Below are 25,591 nucleotides of genomic sequence, written 5' to 3' on the forward strand. Positions count from 1 at the left end.
AATTAAGTTTCACCAAAAAATTTCTCATGTTGTTTTACAACCCTTTTTATATCAAAATTTTCTTTGGCATCTTTATAAGCATTATTCATTATTTTGTTATAATACTTATCATCATCTAATAACCTTTCAATTGATTTGCAATATTCATTTATATCTTGGTTTGATACTAAAATACCATTTTTATCATTTATTATTATATTTCTTATACCTCCAACATTAGATGCTATTGTTGGTACTTTTGAAATAAAATACTCTGGAATTACAAGCCCAAACCCTTCCCAATTAGAAGTTAACATAGCAATATCAAAACCTTTAGTTATTTGTATAGTGTTTGTAACCCAACCTGTAATAATTATATTATTTTCTAAATTATTTTGAAAAATATACTCTTCTATTTCAGCCCTTTGCTCACCATCACCAACCATAATAAATGTGACATCTTTTCTTTTCTTTAAAATTTCTTTAGCAACCTCTACAAATGTTCTTGGAGATTTTTGTTCACTTATTCTTGCTACCATACCTATTATTTTATTATTGTCTGGTATGTTATAGCTCTTTCTGATACTATTATCAAGTTTTGTTTCTTCGAATTTTTCTATATCAATACCATTAGGAATTAATTCTAACTTGCTCTTATTACTTATTTTTTCTTTTATTGCAACATCATAATCATTTTTAGAAATACAAACTATTTTATCTGTAACCTTAGCTAAAGCTTTTTCAATAAAAATATACATATTTTTTTTCTTATTGCTAATATCCATATCAAACGCCCATCCATGGGCATTGTAAATTATTTTTGCCTTACTACCAACACTTGCAACTCTTCCTATAGCTCCAGCCTTACTACTATGCATGTATATAATATCCGGATTCAACCTTTTAATTATTCGTCTAATACACAAAATAGATTTCAAATCTTGCTTTAAAGAAATTTCTCTTACCATTTCTACATATTCTATATTATCTACCAATTCTCTATATTCTTTTTCTTCGTCTCTATATTGGTTTGATACTAAAATAGTATGCTGATAATTTTTTTTATCAACATACTTTAAAAAAGTTTTTATATATTGTGAAACCCCACCATTAGCTTGTGCTATATGAAGAACTTTGATTTTATTATCCATATATTTTTGCTTTTAGCTCCTTTATTTTTGAAACTTCCTCTTTTTTACCAATAATTATATGCCCATCATTTTCAATAACATATATATCTTTTAATCCGTGGATAATTACATTGTTTTGTGATGAAATTACTAAGTTATTCTCTGAATCTACCCCTTTAACTTCACCTATATATATATTACCATCTGTATCTTTTTCTCTATATCTATCAAGTGCTTCCCAGCTACCTACATCATCCCATCCAAAATTACTTGGTATAACATATATATCATTAGATTTTTCTAATATAGCATAGTCTACGGATATAGGTTCTGTGTTGCCGTATGACTTATTTATAGTATCTTGTAATTCACTTTCCTCTGATAACTCTATGTTGCTTAATGCTTCATAAGTTCTAGAGGCATATTTTTTCATTTCTGAAAGTATATTATCAATAGTCCAAATAAACATACCTCCATTCCAAAGGTATTTTCCCTCTTTTAAATATTCAAGTGCAGTTTTAAAAGAAGGTTTTTCAACAAATTTATCAACTTTTATTACATCACTTTCATTAGATTTTTCCATATTATCTGTAAATTTTATGTATCCATATCCAGTTTCTGGTCTTGTTGGTTCCATACCTAAAGTTATTATAGCTTTATTATTTTCATTTAGATATTCTTCCCCATCCTTAACTATTTCTCTAAACTTTTCTTCATCTTTAATTAAATGATCTGAAGGTAAAACTATCATACTAGCATCCTTATAATATCTTTTTATAACAAATGCTGATAAAGCTATACATGGTGCTGTATTTCTTCCTTCAGGTTCAATTATTATATTTCTTTCAGGTAATTCTGGTAACTGTTCTCTTACTAAATCAACATATTGTTCTCCAGTACAAACAAATATTCTCTCCACAGGTATAATAGGTTTCACTCTGTCTACCGTCATTTGTATCATCGTCTTTTCACCTATTAAATTTAGAAATTGCTTTGGTTTTTCTTCTGTTGATAGTGGCCAAAATCTTGTCCCTTTTCCTCCAGCCATAATTAGTGCACATAGCATATCTTTATTTCCTCCCTTATGATGCATTTTCGTCTCCGAATAAAACAAAGAAAGTTTTAAAAACTAACTTTATATCAACTAATGTACTTCTTTCTCTTACATATTTTATATCTAGTTTCATCCAATCTTCGAAATCTATATTATTTCTTCCTGAAACTTGCCAAAAACAAGTAAGTCCTGGTTTAACACTAAACCTTTCAAGCATCCAAGGCTCAAATTCTTTGACTTCCTTTGGAAGTGATGGTCTAGGTCCTACTAAACTCATATCACCTTTTAATACATTAATTAGTTGCGGTAGTTCATCTATACTTGTTTTCCTTATAAATCTGCCTATTCTAGTAACTCTTGGATCATCTTTCATTTTAAACATAGGTCCTGACATTTCATTTTGTTCTTTTAATTTATTTTTCAGTTCCTCTGCATTGACTACCATAGATCTAAATTTATACATCTTAAATTCACTTAGATTTTTTCCTACCCTAACTTGTGAAAAAATTACAGGTCCTTTGGATTCAAGCTTTATAAACAATGATACAATTAACAAAACTGGTGATAAAATTATCAACCCAACTAGTGATGCAAATATATCTATAAATCTTTTAAATATTTCATAAAGTATATTTTTTGATGTATCTGTATTACTAATTTCCACTCTTTCACTCCCAATCTTATCTAAAAAACAAATAATTACCTATAAACTTTTATTAAGCAATTTCATTATTTCATTTTCTAGATTTTCAATTTTATTTTCTGATGATTTCTCATCTGAACCCTTTATTCCTATATAAATCTTCATCTTAGGCTCTGTACCTGAAGGTCTTACAACAAACCAAGAATCATCTTCAAAAATATATTTTAATACATTTGATTTAGGTAATAATATCTCTTCATTGCTTTGATTTACAAAATCAGTGCATATTGATTCTTTATAATCATTTATATATTTAACCTTAATACCTGAAACCTCAAAAATAGGATTCTCTCTAAGGTCTGATATACATTTAGATATTTTCTCTTGTCCTTCTTTTCCTTTAAGTTCTATAGATATCAATTTCTCTTTATAGTATCCAAATCTCTCACATAAAGAATTAAATGCATCATATAGAGTTTGTCCTTTTTCTTTATAATATAAAGCCATCTCACAAATCATTTGTCCAGTGACAATAGCATCTTTATCTCTAGCGTGATCCCCATATAAGCATCCGTAACTTTCTTCAAATCCAAAAATAAATTCATTTGAATTATCCTTTTCGAATCTTCCCATCATTTCCCCTATATATTTAAAACCTGTTAAAACATCGAACATCTCTATATTATTTTCTTCACATATGTTTCTTGCCATTTCAGTTGTAACTATTGTTTTTATGACAGCTCCATTACTTGGAAGACTATTACTTTCTTTCAATGAGTTTATTATATAATGAGTTAATAGAGTTCCTATTTGATTTCCTGTTAAAATTTTATAATCTCCTAGTGAATCTTTAACAACTACTCCAATTCTATCAGCATCTGGATCCGTTCCAAATATAAGATCTGGCTGAATAGATTTTGCCATATCTAACGCTAATTCAAAAACTTTTTGATCTTCTGGATTAGGATATGGTGCTGTTGGAAAATTTCCATCTGGTTTTTCTTGTTCTTTAACTATGTATAAGTTTTCGTATCCTTGCTCTGTTAAGATTCTTTTTAAAGGCATTAATCCAGTTCCATGAATCGGCGTATATATGATTTTTAATTCTTTAGCCTTTGCCTTTACTAAGTCTTTTCTTATAGTGTAATTCTTAAGTTTATTTATAAATTCTTTATCTATATCTTCACCTATTATATTAATAAGATCTTTATCTAAAGCTTCTTCTTTAGCCATAACTTTTACATCTTTATAATCAACGCTATTAATTTCCCCTATTATAGCCTTCGCTGCTTCATCTGTAATCTGACATCCATCATCACCATATACTTTATAACCATTATATTCTTTAGGATTGTGAGAAGCTGTTAAAACTATCCCTGCATTACACCCTAAATGTCTAACTGTAAATGATAATTCTGGTGTGGGTCTTAAACTTTCAAAAAGATTTACTTTTATCCCATTTGCAGCAAGAACTCTTGCTGAATACTCTGCGAATTCAGTTGACATATTTCTAGAATCGTATGCTATAGCAACTGATATGTTTTCTTTATATTTATCTAAAAGATATCTTGCTAAACCTTCAGTTGCTTTCCCTACTGTATATATATTAAGTCTGTTGCTTCCAGCACCTATTATTCCTCTTAATCCTCCAGTACCAAATTCTAGTTCCTTATAAAATCTGTCTTCAATTTCCTTTTCGTCTACTAAACTTCTTATTTCTTGTCTAGTTTCTATATCGAAAATTTCATCATTTTTCCATCTGTCGTATTCAATTTTTAATTTCATTTTTTCCTCCACATTGCAAAATTTTACAATTTTTATAATAAATCAACACTTAAAAGTGTACCATAACTAACTCTTTTTGTTAATACTGATTACACTTTTTTACTTATAACAACTCAATTTTTAGTTTTCGAATAAAAAACATCAATATTTTCTACAATGTCTTTTTCTTTAGAGTATAAATCTATGCACCAAGGAAAAAATATATTTTCTTTGTGATTACTCTCTTTGTCGTATGCAACAAAATTTTTCTCAATCATTTTAAATGTATTGATATTAATCCATGTTATATATGCAATGTTTAAACATACCGCAACAATAAAATATCCCCCTAGTTTATCACTAAAATAGAATATTAAGTATATATTTAAAGAACTAATTAGTAAATATATGTTTAACATTTTGACTTCTGTTTTACCAAAATAATTTTTTATACCGAAGTTCTTCCTCAGTGTATTCTTATATGTTTTTCTTATTATATTGTTTGTTATTCTACCTTGATCAAAAAACATTATATGCTGCAAAGTCCTAGCCGAAAACACGTAAACATCATGCCAGAAAATATAATTCTTTATTACAAATGCTAAAATTAAACTACTTAAAGATATAATCACAAAAACATACGAAATATTTTCTATCTTTTTAAGGTTATCTAGATTTGCTATAGCAAAACCCATAGCAGCTCCATAAAAAGCTAAAATTTGATCTCTCTTTGAAGATTGTTCTCTTAAATGCTCATTGCATTCACTGTATATTCCCTCTAATTTAATTGATTCATCTATGTATCTTGTATCTCTATTCAATTTTATCCCCCAATTTTTCTTTAGTAATGTTAAAAGGAGAAAAGCTTATGCCCTCCTCCTTAAAATTTCTATTCTTCTGATTTACCAACATCTGATAAAACTATACCTTTATTGTGATCTAAAGCCCAGCTTATTCCCCAAGTATTTTGGAATATAAGAAGGTTTCTATCTTTGAAGTCTTTAACCTTTTTAGTGTCTGAAGTAAGGTTTAGTTTTTCTATATCTATGTCGTTATCATTTTCTATCCATCTTACGAATCTATAAGGAAGTCTTTCCATTTTGATGTCTACGTTGTATTCACTCTTAAGTCTGTATTCTAAAACTTCGAATTGAATTACACCTACAACACCAACTATTATTTCTTCCATTCCTATATGAAGTTCTTTAAATACCTGAATTGCACCTTCTTGTGCTATTTGAGTAACACCTTTTACGAATTGCTTTCTCTTCATAGTATCAATAGGTCTAACTCTTGCGTAATGCTCTGGAGCAAAGGCTGGTATTCCATCGAACTTAAACTTCTTGCTTGGAGTACAGATAGTGTCTCCTATAGCGAATATACCTGGATCGAAAACTCCGATTATATCTCCTGCATAAGCTTCTTCAACTATTTCTCTATCTTGAGCCATAAATTGTTGAGGCTGTGCTAATTTTATTTTTTTGTTTCCTTGCATGTGGAAATAATCTTTTCCTTTTTCGAATTTTCCAGAACAAATTCTCATAAATGCTATTCTATCTCTATGAGCTTTATTCATATTTGCTTGTATCTTAAATACGAAAGCTGAAAAACTATCATCAAAAGGATCTACATTTCCTATGCTTGAATGTCTTGATAAAGGTGAAGTTGTCATCTCTAAGAAATGCTCTAAGAAAGGTTCAACCCCGAAGTTTGTAAGTGCTGATCCAAAGAATACTGGAGTTAATTCTCCGTTTCTTACCTTTTCAACATCAAACTCATCCCCTGCTATATCTAAAAGTTCTATATCTTCCATAAGCTTTTCGTGAAGAGCTTCTCCTAAAATCTCTTTGAATTTAGGATCATCTACAGAACCTTCTATAGCTTCAACTTCTTCTGATCCGTGTTTTCCGCCACTAAAAGCTATGATTCTTTTATTGTCTCTTTCGTAAACACCTTTAAATTCTTTACCTGAACCTATCGGCCAGTTCATAGGGTAAGTCTTAATTCCAAGTTCGTTTTCTATATCTTCTAAAAGTCCAAACGGATCTTTAGCTTCTCTATCCATTTTATTTACAAAAGTAAATATAGGCATTTCACGAAGTGCACAAACGTGGAATAATTTTTTAGTTTGAGCCTCAACCCCTTTAGCAGCATCTACTACCATTACTGCTGAATCCGCAGCCATAAGTGTTCTATATGTATCTTCTGAGAAGTCTTGGTGCCCTGGAGTATCTAATATATTTATGCAGTGACCGCTATAGTTAAACTGCATAACTGAAGAAGTAACTGAGATACCTCTTTGTTTTTCAATCTCCATCCAGTCTGAAACTGCATGACTTGAAGCCTTTCTTGCTTTTACTGAACCTGCAAGTCTTATAGCTCCTCCGTAAAGTAGGAATTTCTCAGTTAATGTAGTTTTACCAGCATCAGGGTGAGAGATTATCGCAAAGGTTCTTCTTTTTTCTATTTCTTTTATAAAATCAGCCAAGGTTTTTCCTCCTTAAATTTATATTAACTTTAATTTATTCTAAAAATAATCTATTACCGATTATATCACAATATTATCTTTTTTGGTAACTCCTTAAAAGTTAAGTTTTCTCTTAAGTTCTTCTAGTTCTTCTAATGAATCTATTTCGAAAATATCATCTTCTTTTAATTTATCTATTTTAACATTAAGTTTTCCTATATTAAGCCTAACTATATCATCCCAGTAAAACTTAGAAAAATCAGAAGTTTTCATAATTCTTTCAAGCTCTTCTTTTATAATTCTAGAATCTTCAATGCTCCAATACGACACTCCAGATAAGATGTAGCCGAATCCCTCTTCTACTATATCTATTTTCTCTATATTATTATTCTCATCAAATACTATTTTCCATTCATTATTAAATTTTTCTTTGCAGACTGAAAAATATGTAGAATCTTTAATATCATTTTTAAAGATATTTCTATCTAGATATATATCTGCATCTATAACGTAAGAATCCCCTAAATAATCTTTAACTAAATTCATAGTGTAAATATTATTATAAATATCATACTTATCATTATAAAAAAGTTCTACGTTATATTTTTCTTTAAGATATTCAAAGCTTTCCTTTAAATACCCCGTTACTACTATTATTTCATCTATTCCCTTTTCTTTAAGGTATTCTATCTGTCTTTCAATTAAAGGTTTATCTTTAACTTTTATTAAAGATTTAGGTGTTTTTATAGTTAATGGTCTAAGCCTTGTGCCCATCCCTGCCGCTAAAATAATCGCTCTCATAATTAATCTCCTAATCAATCCTTAGCTATAAGATATGAACCTAGCAAAATCATACAGCCACTTATTATTACTTTTAATGAAATATTTGAATTTAATATTACAGCATCAATTATAACTGCCCACAAAAAGTAAGTTATATTTATACCCATAGCCTTGCTTGGACCTATCTTTTTTATTGAACTATAATAAAACAAATACGATGAAGTTCCAAGAAGTGATATAAATATAATAATTAAAACTTCCGGTTTTAAAAGAGAAGCAATATTTAAATCAAGTCCTCCTATTATAGGAATTATCAAAAATCCATACACTATAGCTGAAGTTAATTGCCTTACAAACAAAGCTGTATCTGTATCTAATTCTTCTCCTCTAGTTCCTAAAGAACATAAAACAGCCTCGCTCCCCCAAGCTACAAGGCAAATAGCCGCAAAAGTATATCCTAATATATTTATATCTTTAAATGTTATAAAATCACTTAAAAATACTATCCCTATAAGACTTAGTAAAATCCCTATCCAAGCCTTTTTATTAAGCTTTTCTTTTAAAATCACTTTAGCTAAAAGGGCTCCAAAGGCTGGATAAAGTGAAGTAATGCAGGCTGTATAAGAAGGACCTATATAATTTATAGATAAGAGGTAACAAGTCATTCCGATAGGACCTCCAAGTAACCCTCCTAAAATAATCTCTTTTGTGTTTTTAAGTTTTAATTTAGAAATAGAGTTTTTTAACTCTCTTCTTAAAAATAAATAAATCGTTACCCACATAACTGAAAATAAATCATGCAAAAATGCTGTTATAAATGGCGCTAAAAATATAGCTTTATAAAAATTTATATTAGAAATCGATGTTATAACTATTCCAACTAATGCAGTATCTGCGCCCCAAGTTATAGCTGAAAATAAACCATTTCTTATACCTTTATTTATTTTAAAAAATTTTTTATTCATAAATTAGCCCTTTAGTGTACTTTTCTAAATTCTTTATACCTCTGTTATATCTATCTATACCGTAAAGACCGTAATCTACTCCCTCGTTTTCTTTAATGATTGTCCAAAGTGACCAAAGAATATCCTGAAGGATTTTATTTATAAGTAAATTAAGTCTATCTTTTTCTTCTATTTCTCTATTAAGATAGTATTTTAAAAATCTATCTTCCTCAAAGTTTAATAATTCAGCTTCTAAAGAATATGCAGCTAGATCCCAAAGTCTATTATTCATACCGCTATATTCCCAGTCTATTAAATATAATTTTCCATCTTTATCTTTAATAAAATTATCTGGTAAAGTATCATTGTGTGAAGGTACAAGACTTGTATCTAAATCATTTTTAAGATTTAATACCTTATTTCTAATTGAGTCATACCCTTTGTAAAATTCGTATCTATTTTTAATTATTATATCTTCGTATTTTTTAATCTCATAGAATGGATTAAACTCATTTATCATTTCTATTTTTGAATTATGTAATTTTAATAAAAGCTCTGAAACTAATTTTAAGTTTTTATCTTCTTTTGCTGTATCATTATTTAAAGTTTCCGCGTCTTCAATATATTTAGTTATCTTTATTCCCGTTTCTTCATTAATATATAAAGTTTTTACATCTATTTCTTTATTTGAAATTGCTTTTACATTTAAAACTTCGCTTTTTCTATCTATTATTTTTTCTGTTCCTTCTCCTGGAAATCTAAGAACAAAACTCTCATTTAAAGTTTTAACTTTATAATTCTTATTAGTCATTCCGCCTACTCTTATAAAGTTATCTATCTTAATATTTTCTTTTTTTAAACATTCTTTTATAGTTTTTTCTATTAATTTCTTTTCGTTTGACCTAGCATCTAAAGTTATTATAAAAACCCCTTCTTTCTAAAATGTATTCCCCCTATATAATTGTTCTTTTGAAAAATAAAAAAAGTGGTATAAAAATACCACTTTATCACTTCTAATTAAATTTCTTGAATATACTATCTAATATTCTCTCACAAGCTTTCCCATCTCCGTAAGGGTTTGCAGAGTGAGCCATTTTTTCGTACTCTTCCTTATTTTCTATAAGCTCTTTTGCTAAGTTGTAGATATTATCTTCTTCTACACCTGCAAGCTTTATAGTTCCTGCTTCTACAGCTTCTGGTCTTTCTGTTTCAGTTCTAAGTACCATTACTGGTTTCCCAAGTGTTGGTGCTTCTTCTTGAATTCCACCTGAATCTGTCATTATTAAGTATACTCTTTCCATAAGGTTTGCAAATTCTACGTACTCTAAAGGCTCTATTAAATGAACTCTTCCTTTATATTCATCGAAATATCTATGAGCTAATTCTCTTATTGAAGGGTTTTTGTGCATTGGGAAAATTACTTCAACATCTTCGTTATCTTTAACTAATCTTATCATCGCTTTAAAGATGTTTTCCATAGGCTCTCCCCAGTTTTCTCTTCTATGTGTTGTTAAAAGAATTACTTTTTTGTTCTTGTAGTTTATATCGTTTAATTCTTCTTGCTCGAATTTTAAATCTTCATCTATAACACTTAAAAGAGCATCTATAACTGTGTTACCAGTTATTATTATCTTTTCTCCATCTACTCCCTCTCTAAGAAGATTAGCTTTATTAGTATTAGTTGGTGCAAAGTGCATTTCTGTTATTGCTCCTGTTAATTTTCTATTAGCTTCTTCTGGGAATGGTGAATATATATCATATGTTCTAAGTCCTGCTTCAACGTGCCCTACTGGAACCTTGTTATAAAATGCTGCAAGAGCTCCGTTTAAGGTAGTTGAAGTGTCTCCGTGAACTAATACTATATCCGGTTTACATTCCTTTATAGTTTCGTCCACTCCTCTTAAAACTTTAGTTGAGATATCTATTATAGTCTGTCCGTGCGCCATTATATCTAAATCAAAATCTGGCTTAACTTTAAAAATATCTAAAACTGCATCTAACATTTCTCTATGTTGTGCTGTAACACATACTATTGACTGAAATCTTTCATCCTTTTCTAAAGCTTTAACTAAAGGACACATTTTTATCCCCTCAGGTCTTGTACCAAATACTGATAAAACCTTAATCTTTCTCATATTTATTCCTCCAAAATCCAAGCCTCTTATGCTCTTATTATTTATTATCCTTCTATATAAATCTATTATACTCTTAAATATATAAATTTTGGGATGTTTTGACTAAAAGCTAAACACCCCAAACCTTAAAATTCTATTTTTCAGGCATTGCAGCCTTTACTTCAAATTTATCTAATCCTACAATCTTTAAAATCTTCTCTGATCTTTCTTTTGTTGAACCAGTTATTATATCAAAATTAACATTTTCAGCTTCTAAGAATGATAATATAGCTCTATCTATAGCTTCTGCTAATTCTTCATCTTGCCATCTTACTCCATCTCTAGTATATCCAAACTCTCTTGGAACAAAGAAAATGTGGTCGTACTTTGGTAAGTCTCTTAATGCTAATATGTATAAATCTTTTAGAATCTCAATTTCTTTTTGAGTTCTTTTTTTATCGCCTAACATAAATCTTCCGTATATATATGGAACAAATGTTGCGTAATCAGTTATTGCATAATCAAAACAGTTTAGTGACTCTTCTAATTGAAGTTGTCCTAAGTATATACCGTATTGCTCTGCAATAGTTTCTATCATACCTTTATCTCTTAAATAGTCTGTGCTATATTCTGTAGCTACACCTACATTTAAGTCTCTTATTTTTAAATCAACATAAAGTTGTTGTATTAATGTAGTTTTACCACATCTTGGACCACCTAAGATGGCTATTCTTTTTGGCATATGATATCTCCTCCATGTACCTTCTTTAATTTATAAAAACATTTTAATTATACCAGTTTACGACAATCTTTTCAATTATATTGGATTTAATATAAATTCCTAAAATAACCCTGTTATAATTTATTGAAATTTAACCATACTATATATTAAGGAGTGATGTTTTATGAGTAAAAATAAATCAAATTGTTATTTACCTAAGGACAGAGCTGGTTATGCTCCTGATGAAAGAGATTTAATCAGCGAAGCTCCAAACGGAGATATAACTCCTCTACCAAACCCAGCTACTGACCCTATTGTTTCTAATAATATAGTCACAGCTGAGTTTGACTACATTCAAAGCATGTCTGAAAAAGACAAATGCTAATTTAAAACTCATTTGTATAACCTAAAAAAGAGGCCTGCATTTTGCAAGCCTCTTTTACCTCTTTATTAAAATAGTGATGGTGCTAACGAAATAAAGTAACTTTGTATAGTTGATATTATATAATTTACTGTAAAATAATATGATGCTATTATTCCTATTCCGTAAGAAATAGCAACAACATAAATTAACTTGTCCTCTTCATGTGCTACTTCTCTCATTCCTAAAATAACAACAGCTAAAATTACAACACTTCCAATTACATTAACCACTATAGCTGGCACTATACTTATTAATAAAAATACTGTACTTACTATTGTAAAAGCTAATCTTAAAATAAGTGCAACTGATATTATTCCTAAAAACTTTTTAGTTTCTATATTAGCTTTAAATACAAATTTATATACTAGGTATATTAGTAAAAGCATTAATCCAAAGAAGATAACAAAACTTAATATATCTAATGTATAAATTTTCCCAAAAGGAACGTAAGTATCAACAAACTCATTTAAACCTTTTTGAGTTTCTAATCTATCCTTTAAATTTACACTATGTGAACTATATATCTGTGATATGCTAGCGTAAAGATTCATAATCTTACCGATAAAAGTTTTTAATACGCCTAAATGAATTAGTGGTATTAATAAAGTAATTACTGCAATAATTCCGATATGAATAGATGAACTTAGCTCTTCCCCTTTTTCTTTTATAGTAGTTACTGGTTTTTTTAATGCACCTAAGAAATACCCTAAAATTTTATGCGGATCTACCTTAGGAATTTTAGATTCTGCCTTCTCGTCTGAACATTTTCCTCCACATTCTGGACAGAAAACTGAATCATCTGGAATTTCTTTTCCACAATTTCTGCAAAACATTTTAATTTCCCCCTATTATTTGATTTTCCAAAAAATTATAAAATAATTAAATAAATTTGTCAAACTCCCTAAAAAATGATAAATTAACTAATGTAATATATATTTTTACAAATTAAGGGGGATTTTAAAAGTGAAATACTGTAACAAGTGTGGACAACTTATAGAAAATTGTAAGTGTTCATCACAAAAGACAAATACTACTAAAAACAATAATAAAAACAAAAAACTGATTCCTATAGCCATCTTAATCGCTTTACTATTGATCGGTGGATTCTTTTTTGCTAAATCTCAAGTTATGAGCAAAGATGAAGTTTTTAAAACATTCAACTCCGCTATAACTACTAATAATGATGAAGAGCTTGAGAAAGTCTTATATTCTAAGGATTCTAGATTACAAATAAATAAAGAAAACTGTACTATACTTTTAGATTATTTTAAAAATAATCCATCAGCATTAGATTCAGTAAATGATAATTTAAATAATCTAGATTCAAATGCTCCTCTATCTTTAGAAAAGGTTTCAAATGAATATTTATTCTTCTCTAAATATAGAGTTGTAGTAAAACCATCTTATGTTGATATAAAGACAAGCTTTCCAAAGATACAAGTTATGATAAATAATAAAACATATTCAGATTTTGATAAAACTTCTGAAATAGGGCCTTTAATGCCTGGAACTTATAAATTAACAGCAAATACTAATACGAAATATTTAAATACAACTGAAGATAAAACATTAAATTTATTTAAAGAAAATAAGATAGAACTTAATCTTTTTGAAGATTTAAAAACTATAAATATAACTAGTGATAGACCTGATGCTGAGGTTTATATAAATAACGTAAACACAGGTAAAAAAGTAAAGGATTGCTCAAACTTTGGCCCAGTATCTTATGACAGTAAAATAGTTGGTGTTGTAAAAGAAGGTACTAAAAAGTTAGTTACAGAACCTACTTCTATTATCGATAATTCTGCTTACTTAGATTTTAAAAACGTAAAGCTTATGGAAGATGATTTTAAACAAAGATTATTCTCTTTCGTTAAAGGTTATTCACAAGACTTTGCATACTCTGTTAATAACAACTCATTCCAAACTATTTCAGGTTATTTAGAGTACGGAAGTCAAATATACTCAGAACAAGAAAAAGTAGTTCCTCAAATTTATAACGAAAATATTCGTGAAAGATTCGATTCTATAGACTTTTTAAACTATACATACGATAAAGAAAAGAATGAAGGAACTATAATTTGTAATGAAGTTTACGGAATCACAAGAGGTGTAAACCCTACAAAGGTAGAAAGTTTTAAAAACAAATATACTTTTAAGGTTGATGCAAATGGTGAATTCCTTTTAACAAAAATAGAAGATGTTTAAACTAGGGGGATTTATATAATGAAATTTTGTAATAAATGTGGCGCTAAACTTTCTGATAACGCTAAGTTTTGTAATAAATGTGGTACAAAGCTAACAGAAAAAGATAAAAATGAAGATAAAATAACTAAAGATACTTCACTTGAAATAAATGATAATATCGAAAAGTTAGAAGAAACTAATACTGTTTTTGAAGAAGTCTCAAAAACTGAAATTAATAAAGATGATTTTAAAGAAGAAATTATCCAAACTGAAGAGATAGAAGAAGTTTTTGAAAGCCCTTCTGAAATTTCAAAAGAGCCTAAAAGAAAGTCAAAAAAGAAAGCTTTATTTATAGCAATCCCTATAATTCTTTTAATTATTGGGATTGGTACTTTCTTATTTTTCAGAAAAGATGACTTACTTTATAACCATTACTTAAATTCAGCAGCAGAAGAACATTCAACTTCTGAAAAACTATATGATTATAATAAAGCTTTAAAATATAACTATAACAATACTGTAATTGATGATATTTATAACCTTTTAAAAGATGATGCTTATTTTGAAACTGAAATAAATTCTTTATCTAACTTACAAGATAAAGATAAAGCAAATCTTATAATTAAAATATGCTTGAATAATGCTGATAAAGATTGTGATTCAAAAAACTATGATTCAGCATTAAAATCATTAACACTTGCATCAAAATATGGTTATAAACTAAAATCTTATCCTAAATTCGATGAAATACAAAAAGGCTTAGAAGAAGCTAACTTAGGTTCTGATAAATTAGATTCTAAGTATTCATTTAAAAATAATAATCCATCAAAAGACCCTAAGGATATTTATAAATATTCTGGTGACTATATAATCTATAACAGTGATACAGATTATATAACACCTGCAGAATTATCAGGCTACAACAAAGACTCACTTGCACTTATAAGAAATGAAATTTACGCAAGACACGGTTACGTATTTAATCAAGAACCATTTAAATCTTACTTTAATTCAAAGAGTTGGTATCAACCAAACCCTTCTTTTAAAGGAAATGATAGTGATTTAAATGAATACGAAAAAGCAAATGTAGATTTAATTAAAAAGTTAGAGAATAACTAATATGAAAAAAATAATATTATCTCTAATCTTGCCTATCTTTATATTTGTAGGTTGTTCTAACTCAAAACAACCTACAGATAATAAGGAAAATACTACTACTGCAAGCGTGCCTGAAAATCCTAAAACAGAATCTACTTCTGAAGGTAACAAAGATAATGAAAAACCGCCCATTAAAAAAGAAGATTTAAATAATACAGAAAAAGAAAAGATTAAAGAAGAAAAAGTAATAAAGCAAACTATAGTTATAGACCCAGGACATTCAAACAAGTCATCAAACTCTAAAGAACCGATTTCTCCTGATTCAAAAGAGATGAAACTAAAGGATACTTCAGGTTCTGTCGGAGTTAAAACTAAAACTCCAGAATACGAGACTACTGTTTCTGTAGGTTTAAAATTAAAAGATAAGCTTGAAGCCCTTGGATATAACGTTATATTAACTAAGGACTCTGTTTCAGATCAAATGAGTAATATTGAAAGAGCTGATGTTGGTAATAATTCAAATGCTGACCTTTTAATAAGACTGCACTGTGATGCTGTTGATACTCCTAAAGCGTACGGTGCATCGATGCTAGTTCCTGAAATCAGAGGATATGTAAATTCAGATATATCTAAAAAAAGTTCTAAATACGGAAAGAAAATTATAGATGCTTACACTGAAAAAACTGGAATCTACAACCGCGGATTAGTGACTCGTAGTGATTTAACTGGTTTTAACTGGTCTAAAGTTCCTGTTGTCTTACTTGAACTTGGATTTATTTCTAACCCTAAAGAGGATTTATTTATAAGTGATCCTAAAAATCATAACGAGATTGCAGAATCTATAGCTAACGGAATAAATAAGTGCTTTAACTAAAAACAGGCTTGCCTTTTGCAAGCCTGTTTTTAATTATAAAATTTTATATCTTCTTCCCTTTTATAAGGATATGATTTAATTTCTTTTGAATCTAAATCTTCTTTAAATAAATCTATACAATTTACTCTTCTATTTTCGTAAGTTGAGTAATAATATTTTCCACTTTCTGTGCACATTGCTGAAGTATAAATAGTAAAATCAGTTCCCCTGTCAGTAGTCATTACTATTCCTTTTGGAATATTACAAGAATTTAAAGCATGAATAGCACCTGAAATCCCCTTAACTTCCCCTTCTATATCTAATATGTTTTGCCTAGAGTATGCAGCCCTAACAAAACGTGAAGGTGGAGTGTAATCTCCAGGAAGTCCGAAAGTTCCAGAACCTTGACCGAAAGCTGAAAGTTCTAATTCACCTAGTTTTATCTTGCTGTTTTGCATAGGATGAACTCCTATATATTGACGAAGATTTTCTAAATGCCACTTAAAGTTTGGACTGTTTGTCATAACTCCTACAGGATTATCGTGTACCTCAAGCCCCTCTTCTGTTTTTTCTACAACTATACTTTTTCCGCTCTTATCTGTAGCTATCCAATGCAACGGCGGCGCTATTTTTAATAATGATAATTCTCTTTCTACAAAAGTGATGTTTTTAATATCTTCTTTTATTTCTTCTATATTAGAGTATTTACTAAGCATCCAAAGCACAAAATCGTATGAAGCTAAGCCAAATTTTTCTCCACTCTCTAAATCATATTTTGCAAAGCCTGGTAAATAAAGAGTCGCACAAGCTAATCCTTTTTCATTTACACCATCTGCAAATACTGGGTGGTTATCAATTATTGCACTCATTCCAACTAATGCAAATCTTGTTTTGTTTTCAGAATTATCTATAGCATTTATCCATTTATAACCTCTTGGCATAAAGTGAACACTTTGCCCAAACTCCATAGGAAAATCCATAGTTCTAGCTAATAAATGCTTATTATCTTTAGTAGTTAATGTTAAACTCGTACACATAATCACAATCTCCTTTTTTCGTTTCTTATTATATTTTTAGTTTACAACTATGACTAATTTAAGTAAAATTAAATTAATTAAACTTAAAGTTAAGTAAAACTTAAAGAAGGTGTTAAAGTTGAATTTTGAACAATTAAATATAATTACAACCCTATCTGAAGAAAAAAGTTTTTCAAAAACTGCAAACAAATTAAGCCTTACAACTTCTGCTGTAAGCCAAGGCGTAAAATCTTTAGAAAATGAGCTTGGGATAGAGCTTTTTAAAAGATCAAGAAACGGAACTTTCCCTACAACCCAAGGTCAATACATTATAAATAAAGCTAGATTTATTTTAGACAAAAAGCGTGAGATTTATAACTATGCAGAAAATAAAAATAACTTTCCAAAGCTTAAGCTTAGAATAGGTTCAATCCCTGGAATTAATTATCCTTTAATTAAGGCTATACAGGATTTAGAAAGAGAATTCCCCTTTGTTGAACTTAGCATTTCAGAAGGAAATACAGATGAAATATTACATAAATTAAAAGAAGAAAAATGTGATTTTGCCTTACTTGCTTTTACTGATAATTTAAAAAATCATAATATAAACTATAATTATAAAAATATTACTGAAGGTAAATTTTATTGTTCCGTAAACAATAAATCTAACCTCTCAAAAAAAGAAATTATAACTTACAAGGACCTTAAAGACGAAAGAATCGCTATATATGATGATAAATTCTTATTAAATTTTATAAGTCACGCAGAGGATAAGATAGATTCTGATATTAGAATTTTATTTAAAACTAATAATTTCATTTCAATAATGAATAGTGTAAATGAAAATATCGCTATATCCTTTGGGCCTTCTTTTGCTATAGTTAATGATTTTTACGATAAATTAGATAATATAAAGATAATCCCCTTTGAAGAAGACAAGGAAGTTATAAGCCCTTCTCTTTGGTTTTTGTGGAGTAAGAATAAATCCTTAGAGGAAATAGGACTAGAACTCTTTTCTTCAATTAAAAGAAATATAAGATTAATATAGACTTTTTCAAAACTCCTTTTTAGGAGTTTTTTAATTTTTAAGACAAGCACTCCCCTTTACTACTTACTATGTATTTTTATTTTTTCCCTTTTACTATGGGAATGTTATACTACAGTGTTGGTAGTTTTTAAATCTTTATATATACTGTTAATTTTCCACACCTAATCCACCTTTTATAGGAGATTATTTATAGGATTATATATGCTTTTGGTACAATCTTCATTAGGCTTAGTATAGAATTATTTCTTTTACTATAGGAATGTTATATTCTAGTGTTGGTATAATTAATACCTCACTTAGACTAGTTAATTTTGTACTATAAACTATTTTTAGACTAACTTAAATTTTATTTCTTATATAATTAAAGACAAGCTCTTCTTATGTTAGTATAATATAAATATTTTTCACCCTATGGGAATGTTTTGCTTAATTGTTGGTAGGTTGATTTTTTATATATACTATCAATTTTCTACTCAAATCCTTCTTTAGGACAAGATTAGGACAATCTTAATTTATGATTATATCCCTTAAAGACAAGCTTTTTAGCTCTTCTTATACTTATTTTTTCTCTTGCCCCATAGGAATGTTATGCTAAATTGTTGGTTATGCTGTTTTTTACTATTTTTATAAAATTTTTAATTAATAATACTATATAGAAGGCTAATTAAACGGCTATATAAATACTAAATAAAGGACTATTTAAAAGACTATTTTATAAGCCTGAATATCTATCTTTAGTTCTCCTAATTTCTCTATCTTTGTTTTTCCAAATTTATCTATTGTAAGGTTTTCCTTATATATTTACTCATTAGATTCTTTATATTATCTATTACGTATTTGATTCTTCATGTTATCTATAAACTACTATAAAACATCTAATCATAAAATCAAAAAAGTTGATAAGAAAAATCTTATCAACTCTTTTAGGTACTTGATTGATTATATAATAAATTAAGGAAAATTCCTTTAATTTAGATAGCTTTAATATCTCTAGAAGCAACTACGTCAACGCCTGTTCCTAGAACATCACTTATTATTATATCTCCCATTTTTACAGGAGCTTCTATATTAACTTTTGAAAGTGCTTCCATACATTCCATATTTAATCCTTTGCCGATTGGGCCTGTAGTTTTAACTGGTATTACTGGAAGTTCACCATTATTAACTTTAACTGTTGAAGTTATAACTCTAACTGGGTTTGTAACTTCGTTTAATCCGTAGATTTCTCCTCTTTTACAAGTGTTTCCTTCTACTGTTTTATTTTCTACATCTACTTTTAAATGACACCCCATTGGGCAACTTATACAAATTAATTCTCTTATCATTTATTCCACCACCATTATTTTTATAGTTAAATTTATTTTTGCTTCATTATTCTAAAGATATTACGATTTCTCCCTTTACTCCTTCTAGAAGTTTTTTAGGTAAATTTATTTTTTCCATCTCAGCTGGTGCTAAGTGTTTTCTTTTAAATGAAGCGATAACTTTATCTCCATTTCTAACTACGATTTCTTTATCGTGGTAAATATTATTAACTCTCATGAAAACAGTCATATTTCCATCTATATTTTCTGCTGTGAATTTTTGAGGTACTGTATAGTTTATGTTTTGACCGTTTTTAATCTCAACAACATCTCCTCTAACTAATTCACCTTTTATATATTTAGCTGCAGAAACTCCTGCATGTTTTGATTCTTGAGTTACGAAATCTACTAAATCGTGAACGTGAACTACGTTTCCAGCTGCGAATATTCCTGGGATTGAAGTTTCCATACTTTCTGAAACTACAAGTCCGTTAGTTCTTCTATCTCCTTCTATTCCAGCTCCCTTTGAAAGTTCGTTTTCTGGAATTAATCCTACTGAAAGAAGTAATGTATCTACGTCAAACTCTTTTTCAGTTCCTTTTATAGGTTTTCTGTCAGGTCCAACTTCTGCGATTATTACTTTTTCTAATCTTTCTTTTCCTATTATATCTACTACTGTGTGTGATAGGTATAATGGAATATCGTAATCATTTAAACATTGAACTATATTTCTATTTAATCCGTTTGAGTAAGGCATAAGTTCTACAACTCCGTGCACTTTTGCTCCTTCAAGTGACATTCTTCTAGCCATTATAAGCCCGATATCCCCTGAACCTAAGATTAATACATTTTTACCTGGCATAAAGCCTTCCATATTTATATATCTTTGAGCTGCACCTGCTGTAAATACTCCAGCTGGTCTATCACCTGGTATATTTATAGCGCCTCTAGTTCTTTCTCTACAACCCATAGTTAAAACTACAGCTTTTCCTTCTAGAACCATATATCCTTCCTCTGGATTTATAGCGTGGACTTTTTTAGTATCATTAGAATCCTCTATATCTAAAACCATAGTTCCAAGTTTAACTGAAACGTCAGTATCTTTTAACATATTTATAAATCTTTGAGCGTATTCAGGACCTGTAAGTTCTTCTTTAAATGTATGTAGTCCAAATCCGTTGTGGATACATTGATTTAGTATTCCTCCAAGTTCTTTATCTCTTTCTAAAATAAGAATATTTCTAACTCCGTTTTCATAAGCTTCATTTGCTGCTGCAAGTCCAGCTGGACCTCCACCTACTACTATTAAATCGTACATACTAAATCCCTCCTACTTTGTCTTTCCTAATAAGATATATGAACCGTTTTTCTCTTGTCTTACATCTTCTAAGTTCATGTTTAATTCTCTTGCTATAATTTCTTGAACTCTAGGTCCACAGAAACCACCTTGGCATCTTCCCATTCCTGGTCTGCATCTTCTTTTAATTCCATCTAAAGTCATTCCGTCAAAACATCTTTTTATAGAATCTACTATTTCACCTTCTGTTATGCTTTCACATCTACAGATTATATTTCCGTATCTTTTATCTTTTTTAATTATTTCTGCTTTTTCGCTAGGACTTAACTCTATAAATCTAATTTCTTTTCTTATTGGATTAAAGTTCTCATTCTTTTCTTCTTTAAGTCCTGAATCTTTTAAGATTTCAACTACATCTAAAGCTATTGCAGGTGCTGATGAAAGCCCTGGTGATTTAATTCCAGCTACATCTACAAAACCTTTAACTTCTTCGTCTTCTCTTACTATAAAATCTCCTGTACTTGGAGTTGCACGAAGACCTGCAAAGTTTCTTATAGATTCTCTAAAATTAATCTTATCTGTAGTTCTCATAGAAGTCTCTCTTATATAATCTAAGTGATCTCCTTCTGTTTTTAACTCTTCTTTATCTTCTATATCTACTGCGTTAGGTCCAACTAAAAGATTTCCGTGAACTGTAGGAGTAACTAGAATACCTTTTCCAAGTTTTGATGGGCATTGGAAGATTGTGTGACTTACTACATCCCCTTGTGATTTATCCATTACGAAGTACTCACCTTTTCTTGGGATTATTTTAAAATCTTCTTTGCAAATCATGTTGTGAATTTTATCTGCATAAACTCCAGCTGCGTTAACAACATATTTAGCTTTTACAGTTTCACCATTTTTTAAATTTATTTCAAATATATTATCTACTTTTTTAATTCCTATAACTTCGCTATTTAATCTAACTTCTCCACCATTATCTCTACCATTTTCCATAAGTGCTATAGTATATTCAAATGGTCCAACTATACCACCAGTTGGTGCATATAAAGCTCCAGCGATTTCTCTATTAATATTTGGTTCTTTTTCTAAAACCTCTTCTTTACTTAAAACTCTTAAACCTTTTACGCCTATCTTTGTACCGTTTTCACAAAGGTCTTTAACAGTTTTTAAATCTTCCTCGTCATAAGCTAATACTAATGATCCATTTCTTTTAAATGGAACATCTAACTCTTTGCAAAGCTCTTCAAACATTTCATTTCCTTTTACGTTGTACTTTGCCATAAGAGTTCCTATCTTTGGGTCATACCCAGCGTGAACAATAGCTGAATTCGCTTTGCTAGTTCCCATTGAAACGTCGTTTTCCTTATCTAAAACTAAAACTTTTAAGTTGTATTTTGTTAATTCCCTAAATACAGATGCTCCTATAACACCTGCTCCTATAATTGCAACATCTACCATAACAATTCCTCCTAATTTCCATGAATTAATTAACTAAGCGATAGCGACATAAGCTTTTGTTAATAAAAAAAGCCAAGCAGAAACTAGAGGAACCGATTCCTCTAATTTACGTGCTTGACTCTAACTCTCTTAAACACTAATATTTATTTATGTCTTTATTATAAACTAATTATTAACCCTTGTCTACAACTAAATGAAAACATTTTCTTAAAAATTTATTCTTCTTCCCACTCAGCAGTTCTCTTAACCGCTTTCTTCCAACCTTTATAAAGCTTTTCTCTTTCTTCTTTTTCCATAACTGGTTTATAAGTTTCACTTACATACCAAGATTTTGATATATCATCTTTACTATCCCAATATCCTACTGCAAGACCTGCTAAATAAGCCGCACCTAGTGCTGTAGTTTCTGTTATTATAGGTCTAGTAACTTCTGAATCTATCATATCTGCTTGGAATTGCATTAAAAATTCGTTTTTACTTGCTCCACCATCAACTTTTAAATGCTCAATTTTATATCCAGCATCCTCTTCCATAGAAGTTAAAACATCTTTTGATTGGTAGGCTATAGATTCAAGTGCTGCTCTTATTATGTGATTTCTATTTGCACCTCTAGTTAGCCCAAAGATAGCACCCCTTGCATACATATCCCAATAAGGAGCACCAAGTCCTACAAAAGCAGGTACAACATAAACTCCACCATTATCAGAAACCTTTCTTGCAAAGTATTCTGTATCACTAGAATCACTAACTAACATAAGCTCATCTCTTATCCACTGAATAACAGCTCCACCTACAAAAACAGAACCTTCTAAAGCGTATTGAACTTCGTTATTCATTCCAATAGCTATAGTAGTTAAAAGTCCATTTTTACTTTCTACTCTCTCATTTCCAGTATTCATAAGTAAGAAACACCCAGTTCCATAAGTGTTTTTAGCAGAACCTTTAGTAAAACAAGCTTGCCCAAACAGTGCCGCTTGCTGATCTCCTGCAATACCTGCTATAGGAACTCTAACGCCACCTTTTCCTCCAAGGTTTGTGTATCCGTATACTTCAGAAGAATTTTTAACTTCTGGAAGCATAGACCTTGGAATATCAAGTTCTTTTAAAAGTTTTTCATCCCAATCTAACTTATCAATATTAAAAATCATAGTTCTTGATGCATTAGTTACATCAGTAACGTGGACCTTACCGTTTGTAAGTTTCCAAGTTAACCAAGTATCTACAGTTCCAAAAAGCAGTTCTCCTTTTTCTGCTTTTTCTCTTGCACCTTCTACGTTATCTAAAATCCATTTAATCTTAGTTCCTGAAAAGTAAGCATCTAAAACTAACCCAGTACTTTTCTTTATGTAAGTTTCAAGACCTCTTTCTCTTAATTCATCACAAATTTTAGCAGTTCTTCTGCACTGCCAAACTATAGCATTATAAATAGGTTCTCCAGTATTTTTATCCCAAACGATAGTAGTTTCCCTTTGGTTTGTGATACCAATAGCTGCAATTTCTTCTTGAGTTATATTTGCTTTTGCTAAAGCTTCTTGCAAAACACCATATTGACTAGCCCAAATCTCCATAGGGTTATGTTCAACCCATCCTTCTTTTGGATAAAACTGAGTTATCTCTTTTTGACTTATTCCTAATATGTTTTGATCCTTATCAAAAATTATAGCTCTCGAGCTTGTAGTTCCTTGGTCTAATGCGATTATATACTTATTCATAAAAAAACTCCCCTAACATAAATTTGTTTTAATCTTTTGTCGCTATCGATTAATTAACAAATTACATATCCCAAATCTCAGACTTAGTTGAAGATACTGAAGTCGCGCCTGAACTTAAAGCAAGCATAACCTCTTCTTTTTCTTCTACAAGACCTCCAGCTATTATAGGAGTTCTTGCCATACTATCAAGTTTTTCTATTACCTTTGGAATAATACCAGGTAAAATTTCAACTGCATCAACATCACTATTAACTATCTTAGTTGCGTTCTCAAGTGAGATTGTGTCTATAATAAAAGTTCTTTGTATAGCTATAAGTCCTTGATTTTTAGCACTTCTAATAGATTGGCTTCTAGTGCTAATAATTCCTTCAAATTCAGTTTCCTCTTTGATAAATCTAATGGCTGCATCTTTGTGACTTAAACCATCGATTAAATCAATATGAACGATTCCTATTTTCCCATTTTCTTTAATTGATTTGCTTATCCCTCTGATGTTTAATAAATCTCCAAATAAAACAAATATCACAGCTGAGTTTGACTCTAAAGCTAACTTTAATTCGTTTGCATCTTTAACTGCAGCTATTATCGGATTATCTTCTAAAATACTTCTAAAATTCATCGAATATCCCCTTTGTGTAAACATTTTCCTTAACTATATTATCACATTTTTAATAAGTTTCCTAACGTTATTAAATTAACAATTACACCTTCCTTTCATTTACATTATATACATATTTTATTGATATAATATGAACAACAAATTTTCTATTCAATATAAAGAGATAAGTTTAATCTATTTATTACTTTATAATTTTTAATTTTAATGGAGCTTTATTTCTTTTTTACAATTATAACTACTTTTGTTTTACTAAAGAGATTTAAAAATACTAAATTCTACTTCTTATTTTTCTCTAATATTACTTAAAATTTTTTTGTAATTATTAATATAGAAGTTGCTTTTTAAAAATACTTTACTGATTTGACTTTGTAAGAAAATTAACAAAGTAACTATTTTTTTCAAAATATAGGGGGATTTTTCATGAAATTTAATTTATTTTTTATAATTTATGTGCTACTTATTTTATTTTTTGCCTTTATATTATATAAAGACATAGTAAATTATTATCATTTTATTAAAGACAATACTACATATTATGTATACGCAAATAAAAAACCAAAATTAAATAAGGCTTATTACTACTTTCTTCAAAGTGCTACTGCCTTTATTTTTATACTTATTTCTTTTATTATTAATTCATTATCTGACGTATTTTATACTGTAGCTTTTACATATTCATTTTTATTTTTACTTTATAAGCATTTAAACGTGTTTATAAATGATAAATATATAATTAAAGGGTTTAAGATAATTAAAAAATCTGATATAGATTACTTCAATCTTAACTACAAAGAAAATATTATAACTATTTATCTAAAGAATAATAAACCAGTTGTTTTAACTAGTAATTTTGATTTAACTTACTACGTAAAGTTATTTAATGATTTAGGTTACGGAAATTTATTAACTAAAAAAATATATAATTTCAATTAGGTTTTAAAAGCCTCTTAGCATTAAAACGCTAAGAGGC

The 25,591-nt window shown here is 29.1% G+C and carries 24 protein-coding genes; 6 read left to right on the forward strand and 18 right to left on the reverse strand.

The window, feature by feature from the left end:
• Positions 1–2 precede the first annotated feature (2 nt).
• From M4I33_RS02460 to M4I33_RS02510, 11 genes are all read right to left on the reverse strand, one after another.
• Positions 3–1,130, reverse strand: a complete 1,128-nt coding sequence (locus tag M4I33_RS02460) for a glycosyltransferase family 4 protein (protein WP_257915290.1) — start codon at positions 1,128–1,130, stop codon at positions 3–5.
• On the reverse strand, positions 1,123–2,175 hold the full coding sequence (locus tag M4I33_RS02465) for a mannose-1-phosphate guanylyltransferase (protein WP_257915291.1): 1,053 nt from the start codon (positions 2,173–2,175) through the stop codon (positions 1,123–1,125). The genes M4I33_RS02460 and M4I33_RS02465 overlap by 8 nt, the downstream gene beginning before the upstream one ends.
• Before the next feature lie 16 nt (positions 2,176–2,191).
• Positions 2,192–2,827, reverse strand: a complete 636-nt coding sequence (locus M4I33_RS02470) for a sugar transferase (RefSeq protein WP_257915292.1) — start codon at positions 2,825–2,827, stop codon at positions 2,192–2,194.
• Positions 2,828–2,866: 39 nt separating this feature from the next.
• Positions 2,867–4,591 (reverse strand): phospho-sugar mutase, encoded by a 1,725-nt coding sequence (locus M4I33_RS02475; protein WP_257915293.1) that lies wholly within the window; start codon positions 4,589–4,591, stop codon positions 2,867–2,869.
• Between the two features lie 113 nt (positions 4,592–4,704).
• A complete protein-coding gene (locus M4I33_RS02480; RefSeq protein ID WP_257915294.1) occupies positions 4,705–5,391 on the reverse strand; it encodes a hypothetical protein in 687 nt (228 codons plus the stop codon).
• A gap of 68 nt (positions 5,392–5,459) precedes the next feature.
• Positions 5,460–7,058 carry a peptide chain release factor 3 gene (locus tag M4I33_RS02485; protein ID WP_257915295.1) on the reverse strand — a complete coding sequence of 533 codons (1,599 nt, stop codon included), beginning with the start codon at positions 7,056–7,058 and terminating at the stop codon, positions 5,460–5,462.
• Positions 7,059–7,151: 93 nt separating this feature from the next.
• Complete coding sequence (locus M4I33_RS02490) at positions 7,152–7,838, reverse strand: sugar phosphate nucleotidyltransferase (RefSeq protein WP_257915296.1); 687 nt, start codon at positions 7,836–7,838, stop codon at positions 7,152–7,154.
• Positions 7,839–7,852: 14 nt separating this feature from the next.
• Positions 7,853–8,785, reverse strand: a complete 933-nt coding sequence (locus M4I33_RS02495) for a DMT family transporter (RefSeq protein WP_257915297.1) — start codon at positions 8,783–8,785, stop codon at positions 7,853–7,855.
• A complete protein-coding gene (locus tag M4I33_RS02500) occupies positions 8,778–9,575 on the reverse strand; it encodes a phosphotransferase (protein WP_257915298.1) in 798 nt (265 codons plus the stop codon). The genes M4I33_RS02495 and M4I33_RS02500 overlap by 8 nt, the downstream gene beginning before the upstream one ends.
• A gap of 202 nt (positions 9,576–9,777) precedes the next feature.
• Positions 9,778–10,899 carry a non-hydrolyzing UDP-N-acetylglucosamine 2-epimerase gene (gene wecB, locus M4I33_RS02505; protein ID WP_257915299.1) on the reverse strand — a complete coding sequence of 374 codons (1,122 nt, stop codon included), beginning with the start codon at positions 10,897–10,899 and terminating at the stop codon, positions 9,778–9,780.
• A gap of 133 nt (positions 10,900–11,032) precedes the next feature.
• The gene (locus M4I33_RS02510; protein WP_194191019.1) at positions 11,033–11,620 is read right to left on the reverse strand and encodes an AAA family ATPase; all 588 of its coding nucleotides are present in this window, start codon (positions 11,618–11,620) and stop codon (positions 11,033–11,035) included.
• Between the two features lie 163 nt (positions 11,621–11,783).
• On the opposite strand from M4I33_RS02510, the gene M4I33_RS02515 reads away from it, so the two are divergent.
• Entirely contained in the window at positions 11,784–11,984 is a 201-nt protein-coding gene (locus M4I33_RS02515) for a hypothetical protein (RefSeq protein ID WP_194191018.1), read from the forward strand.
• Between the two features lie 65 nt (positions 11,985–12,049).
• Here M4I33_RS02515 and M4I33_RS02520 read toward each other — a convergent pair whose 3' ends face one another.
• A complete protein-coding gene (locus tag M4I33_RS02520) occupies positions 12,050–12,856 on the reverse strand; it encodes a zinc ribbon domain-containing protein (RefSeq protein ID WP_257915301.1) in 807 nt (268 codons plus the stop codon).
• Positions 12,857–12,986: 130 nt separating this feature from the next.
• On the opposite strand from M4I33_RS02520, the gene M4I33_RS02525 reads away from it, so the two are divergent.
• Genes M4I33_RS02525 through M4I33_RS02535 form a run of 3 tightly spaced genes read left to right on the forward strand, consistent with a single transcriptional unit; the run spans position 12,987 to position 16,182 of the window.
• On the forward strand, positions 12,987–14,231 hold the full coding sequence (locus M4I33_RS02525; RefSeq protein ID WP_257915302.1) for a hypothetical protein: 1,245 nt from the start codon (positions 12,987–12,989) through the stop codon (positions 14,229–14,231).
• A gap of 18 nt (positions 14,232–14,249) precedes the next feature.
• Complete coding sequence (locus M4I33_RS02530) at positions 14,250–15,329, forward strand: YARHG domain-containing protein (protein WP_257915303.1); 1,080 nt, start codon at positions 14,250–14,252, stop codon at positions 15,327–15,329.
• Position 15,330: 1 nt separating this feature from the next.
• Complete coding sequence (locus M4I33_RS02535) at positions 15,331–16,182, forward strand: N-acetylmuramoyl-L-alanine amidase (protein WP_257915304.1); 852 nt, start codon at positions 15,331–15,333, stop codon at positions 16,180–16,182.
• 29 nt (positions 16,183–16,211) lie between these two features.
• Here the strand turns inward: M4I33_RS02535 and M4I33_RS02540 are convergent, their stop codons facing one another.
• On the reverse strand, positions 16,212–17,198 hold the full coding sequence (locus tag M4I33_RS02540) for a choloylglycine hydrolase family protein (RefSeq protein ID WP_257915305.1): 987 nt from the start codon (positions 17,196–17,198) through the stop codon (positions 16,212–16,214).
• 118 nt (positions 17,199–17,316) lie between these two features.
• Between M4I33_RS02540 and M4I33_RS02545 the strand changes: the two genes are divergently transcribed.
• Complete coding sequence (locus M4I33_RS02545; RefSeq protein ID WP_257915306.1) at positions 17,317–18,225, forward strand: LysR family transcriptional regulator; 909 nt, start codon at positions 17,317–17,319, stop codon at positions 18,223–18,225.
• Positions 18,226–19,196: 971 nt separating this feature from the next.
• Here the strand turns inward: M4I33_RS02545 and M4I33_RS02550 are convergent.
• The 5 genes from M4I33_RS02550 to M4I33_RS02570 all read right to left on the reverse strand — a co-directional run bounded on the left by M4I33_RS02550 (position 19,197) and on the right by M4I33_RS02570 (position 24,621).
• Complete coding sequence (locus M4I33_RS02550) at positions 19,197–19,550, reverse strand: DUF1667 domain-containing protein (RefSeq protein WP_257915307.1); 354 nt, start codon at positions 19,548–19,550, stop codon at positions 19,197–19,199.
• A gap of 46 nt (positions 19,551–19,596) precedes the next feature.
• Positions 19,597–20,847, reverse strand: a complete 1,251-nt coding sequence (locus M4I33_RS02555; protein ID WP_257915308.1) for an NAD(P)/FAD-dependent oxidoreductase — start codon at positions 20,845–20,847, stop codon at positions 19,597–19,599.
• 12 nt (positions 20,848–20,859) lie between these two features.
• Entirely contained in the window at positions 20,860–22,290 is a 1,431-nt protein-coding gene (locus tag M4I33_RS02560; protein ID WP_257915309.1) for an NAD(P)/FAD-dependent oxidoreductase, read from the reverse strand.
• A 215-nt stretch (positions 22,291–22,505) separates the two neighbouring features.
• Positions 22,506–24,002 carry a glycerol kinase GlpK gene (glpK, locus tag M4I33_RS02565; protein WP_257915310.1) on the reverse strand — a complete coding sequence of 499 codons (1,497 nt, stop codon included), beginning with the start codon at positions 24,000–24,002 and terminating at the stop codon, positions 22,506–22,508.
• A gap of 61 nt (positions 24,003–24,063) precedes the next feature.
• Entirely contained in the window at positions 24,064–24,621 is a 558-nt protein-coding gene (locus M4I33_RS02570) for a glycerol-3-phosphate responsive antiterminator (RefSeq protein ID WP_257915311.1), read from the reverse strand.
• A 420-nt stretch (positions 24,622–25,041) separates the two neighbouring features.
• On the opposite strand from M4I33_RS02570, the gene M4I33_RS02575 reads away from it, so the two are divergent.
• A complete protein-coding gene (locus M4I33_RS02575; protein WP_257915312.1) occupies positions 25,042–25,554 on the forward strand; it encodes a hypothetical protein in 513 nt (170 codons plus the stop codon).
• Positions 25,555–25,591: the final 37 nt, after the last annotated feature.

Origin of the sequence: Clostridium sp. LY3-2 (genome assembly GCF_024705715.1) — a bacterium.
Classification (GTDB): Bacteria; Bacillota; Clostridia; order Clostridiales; family Clostridiaceae; genus Clostridium.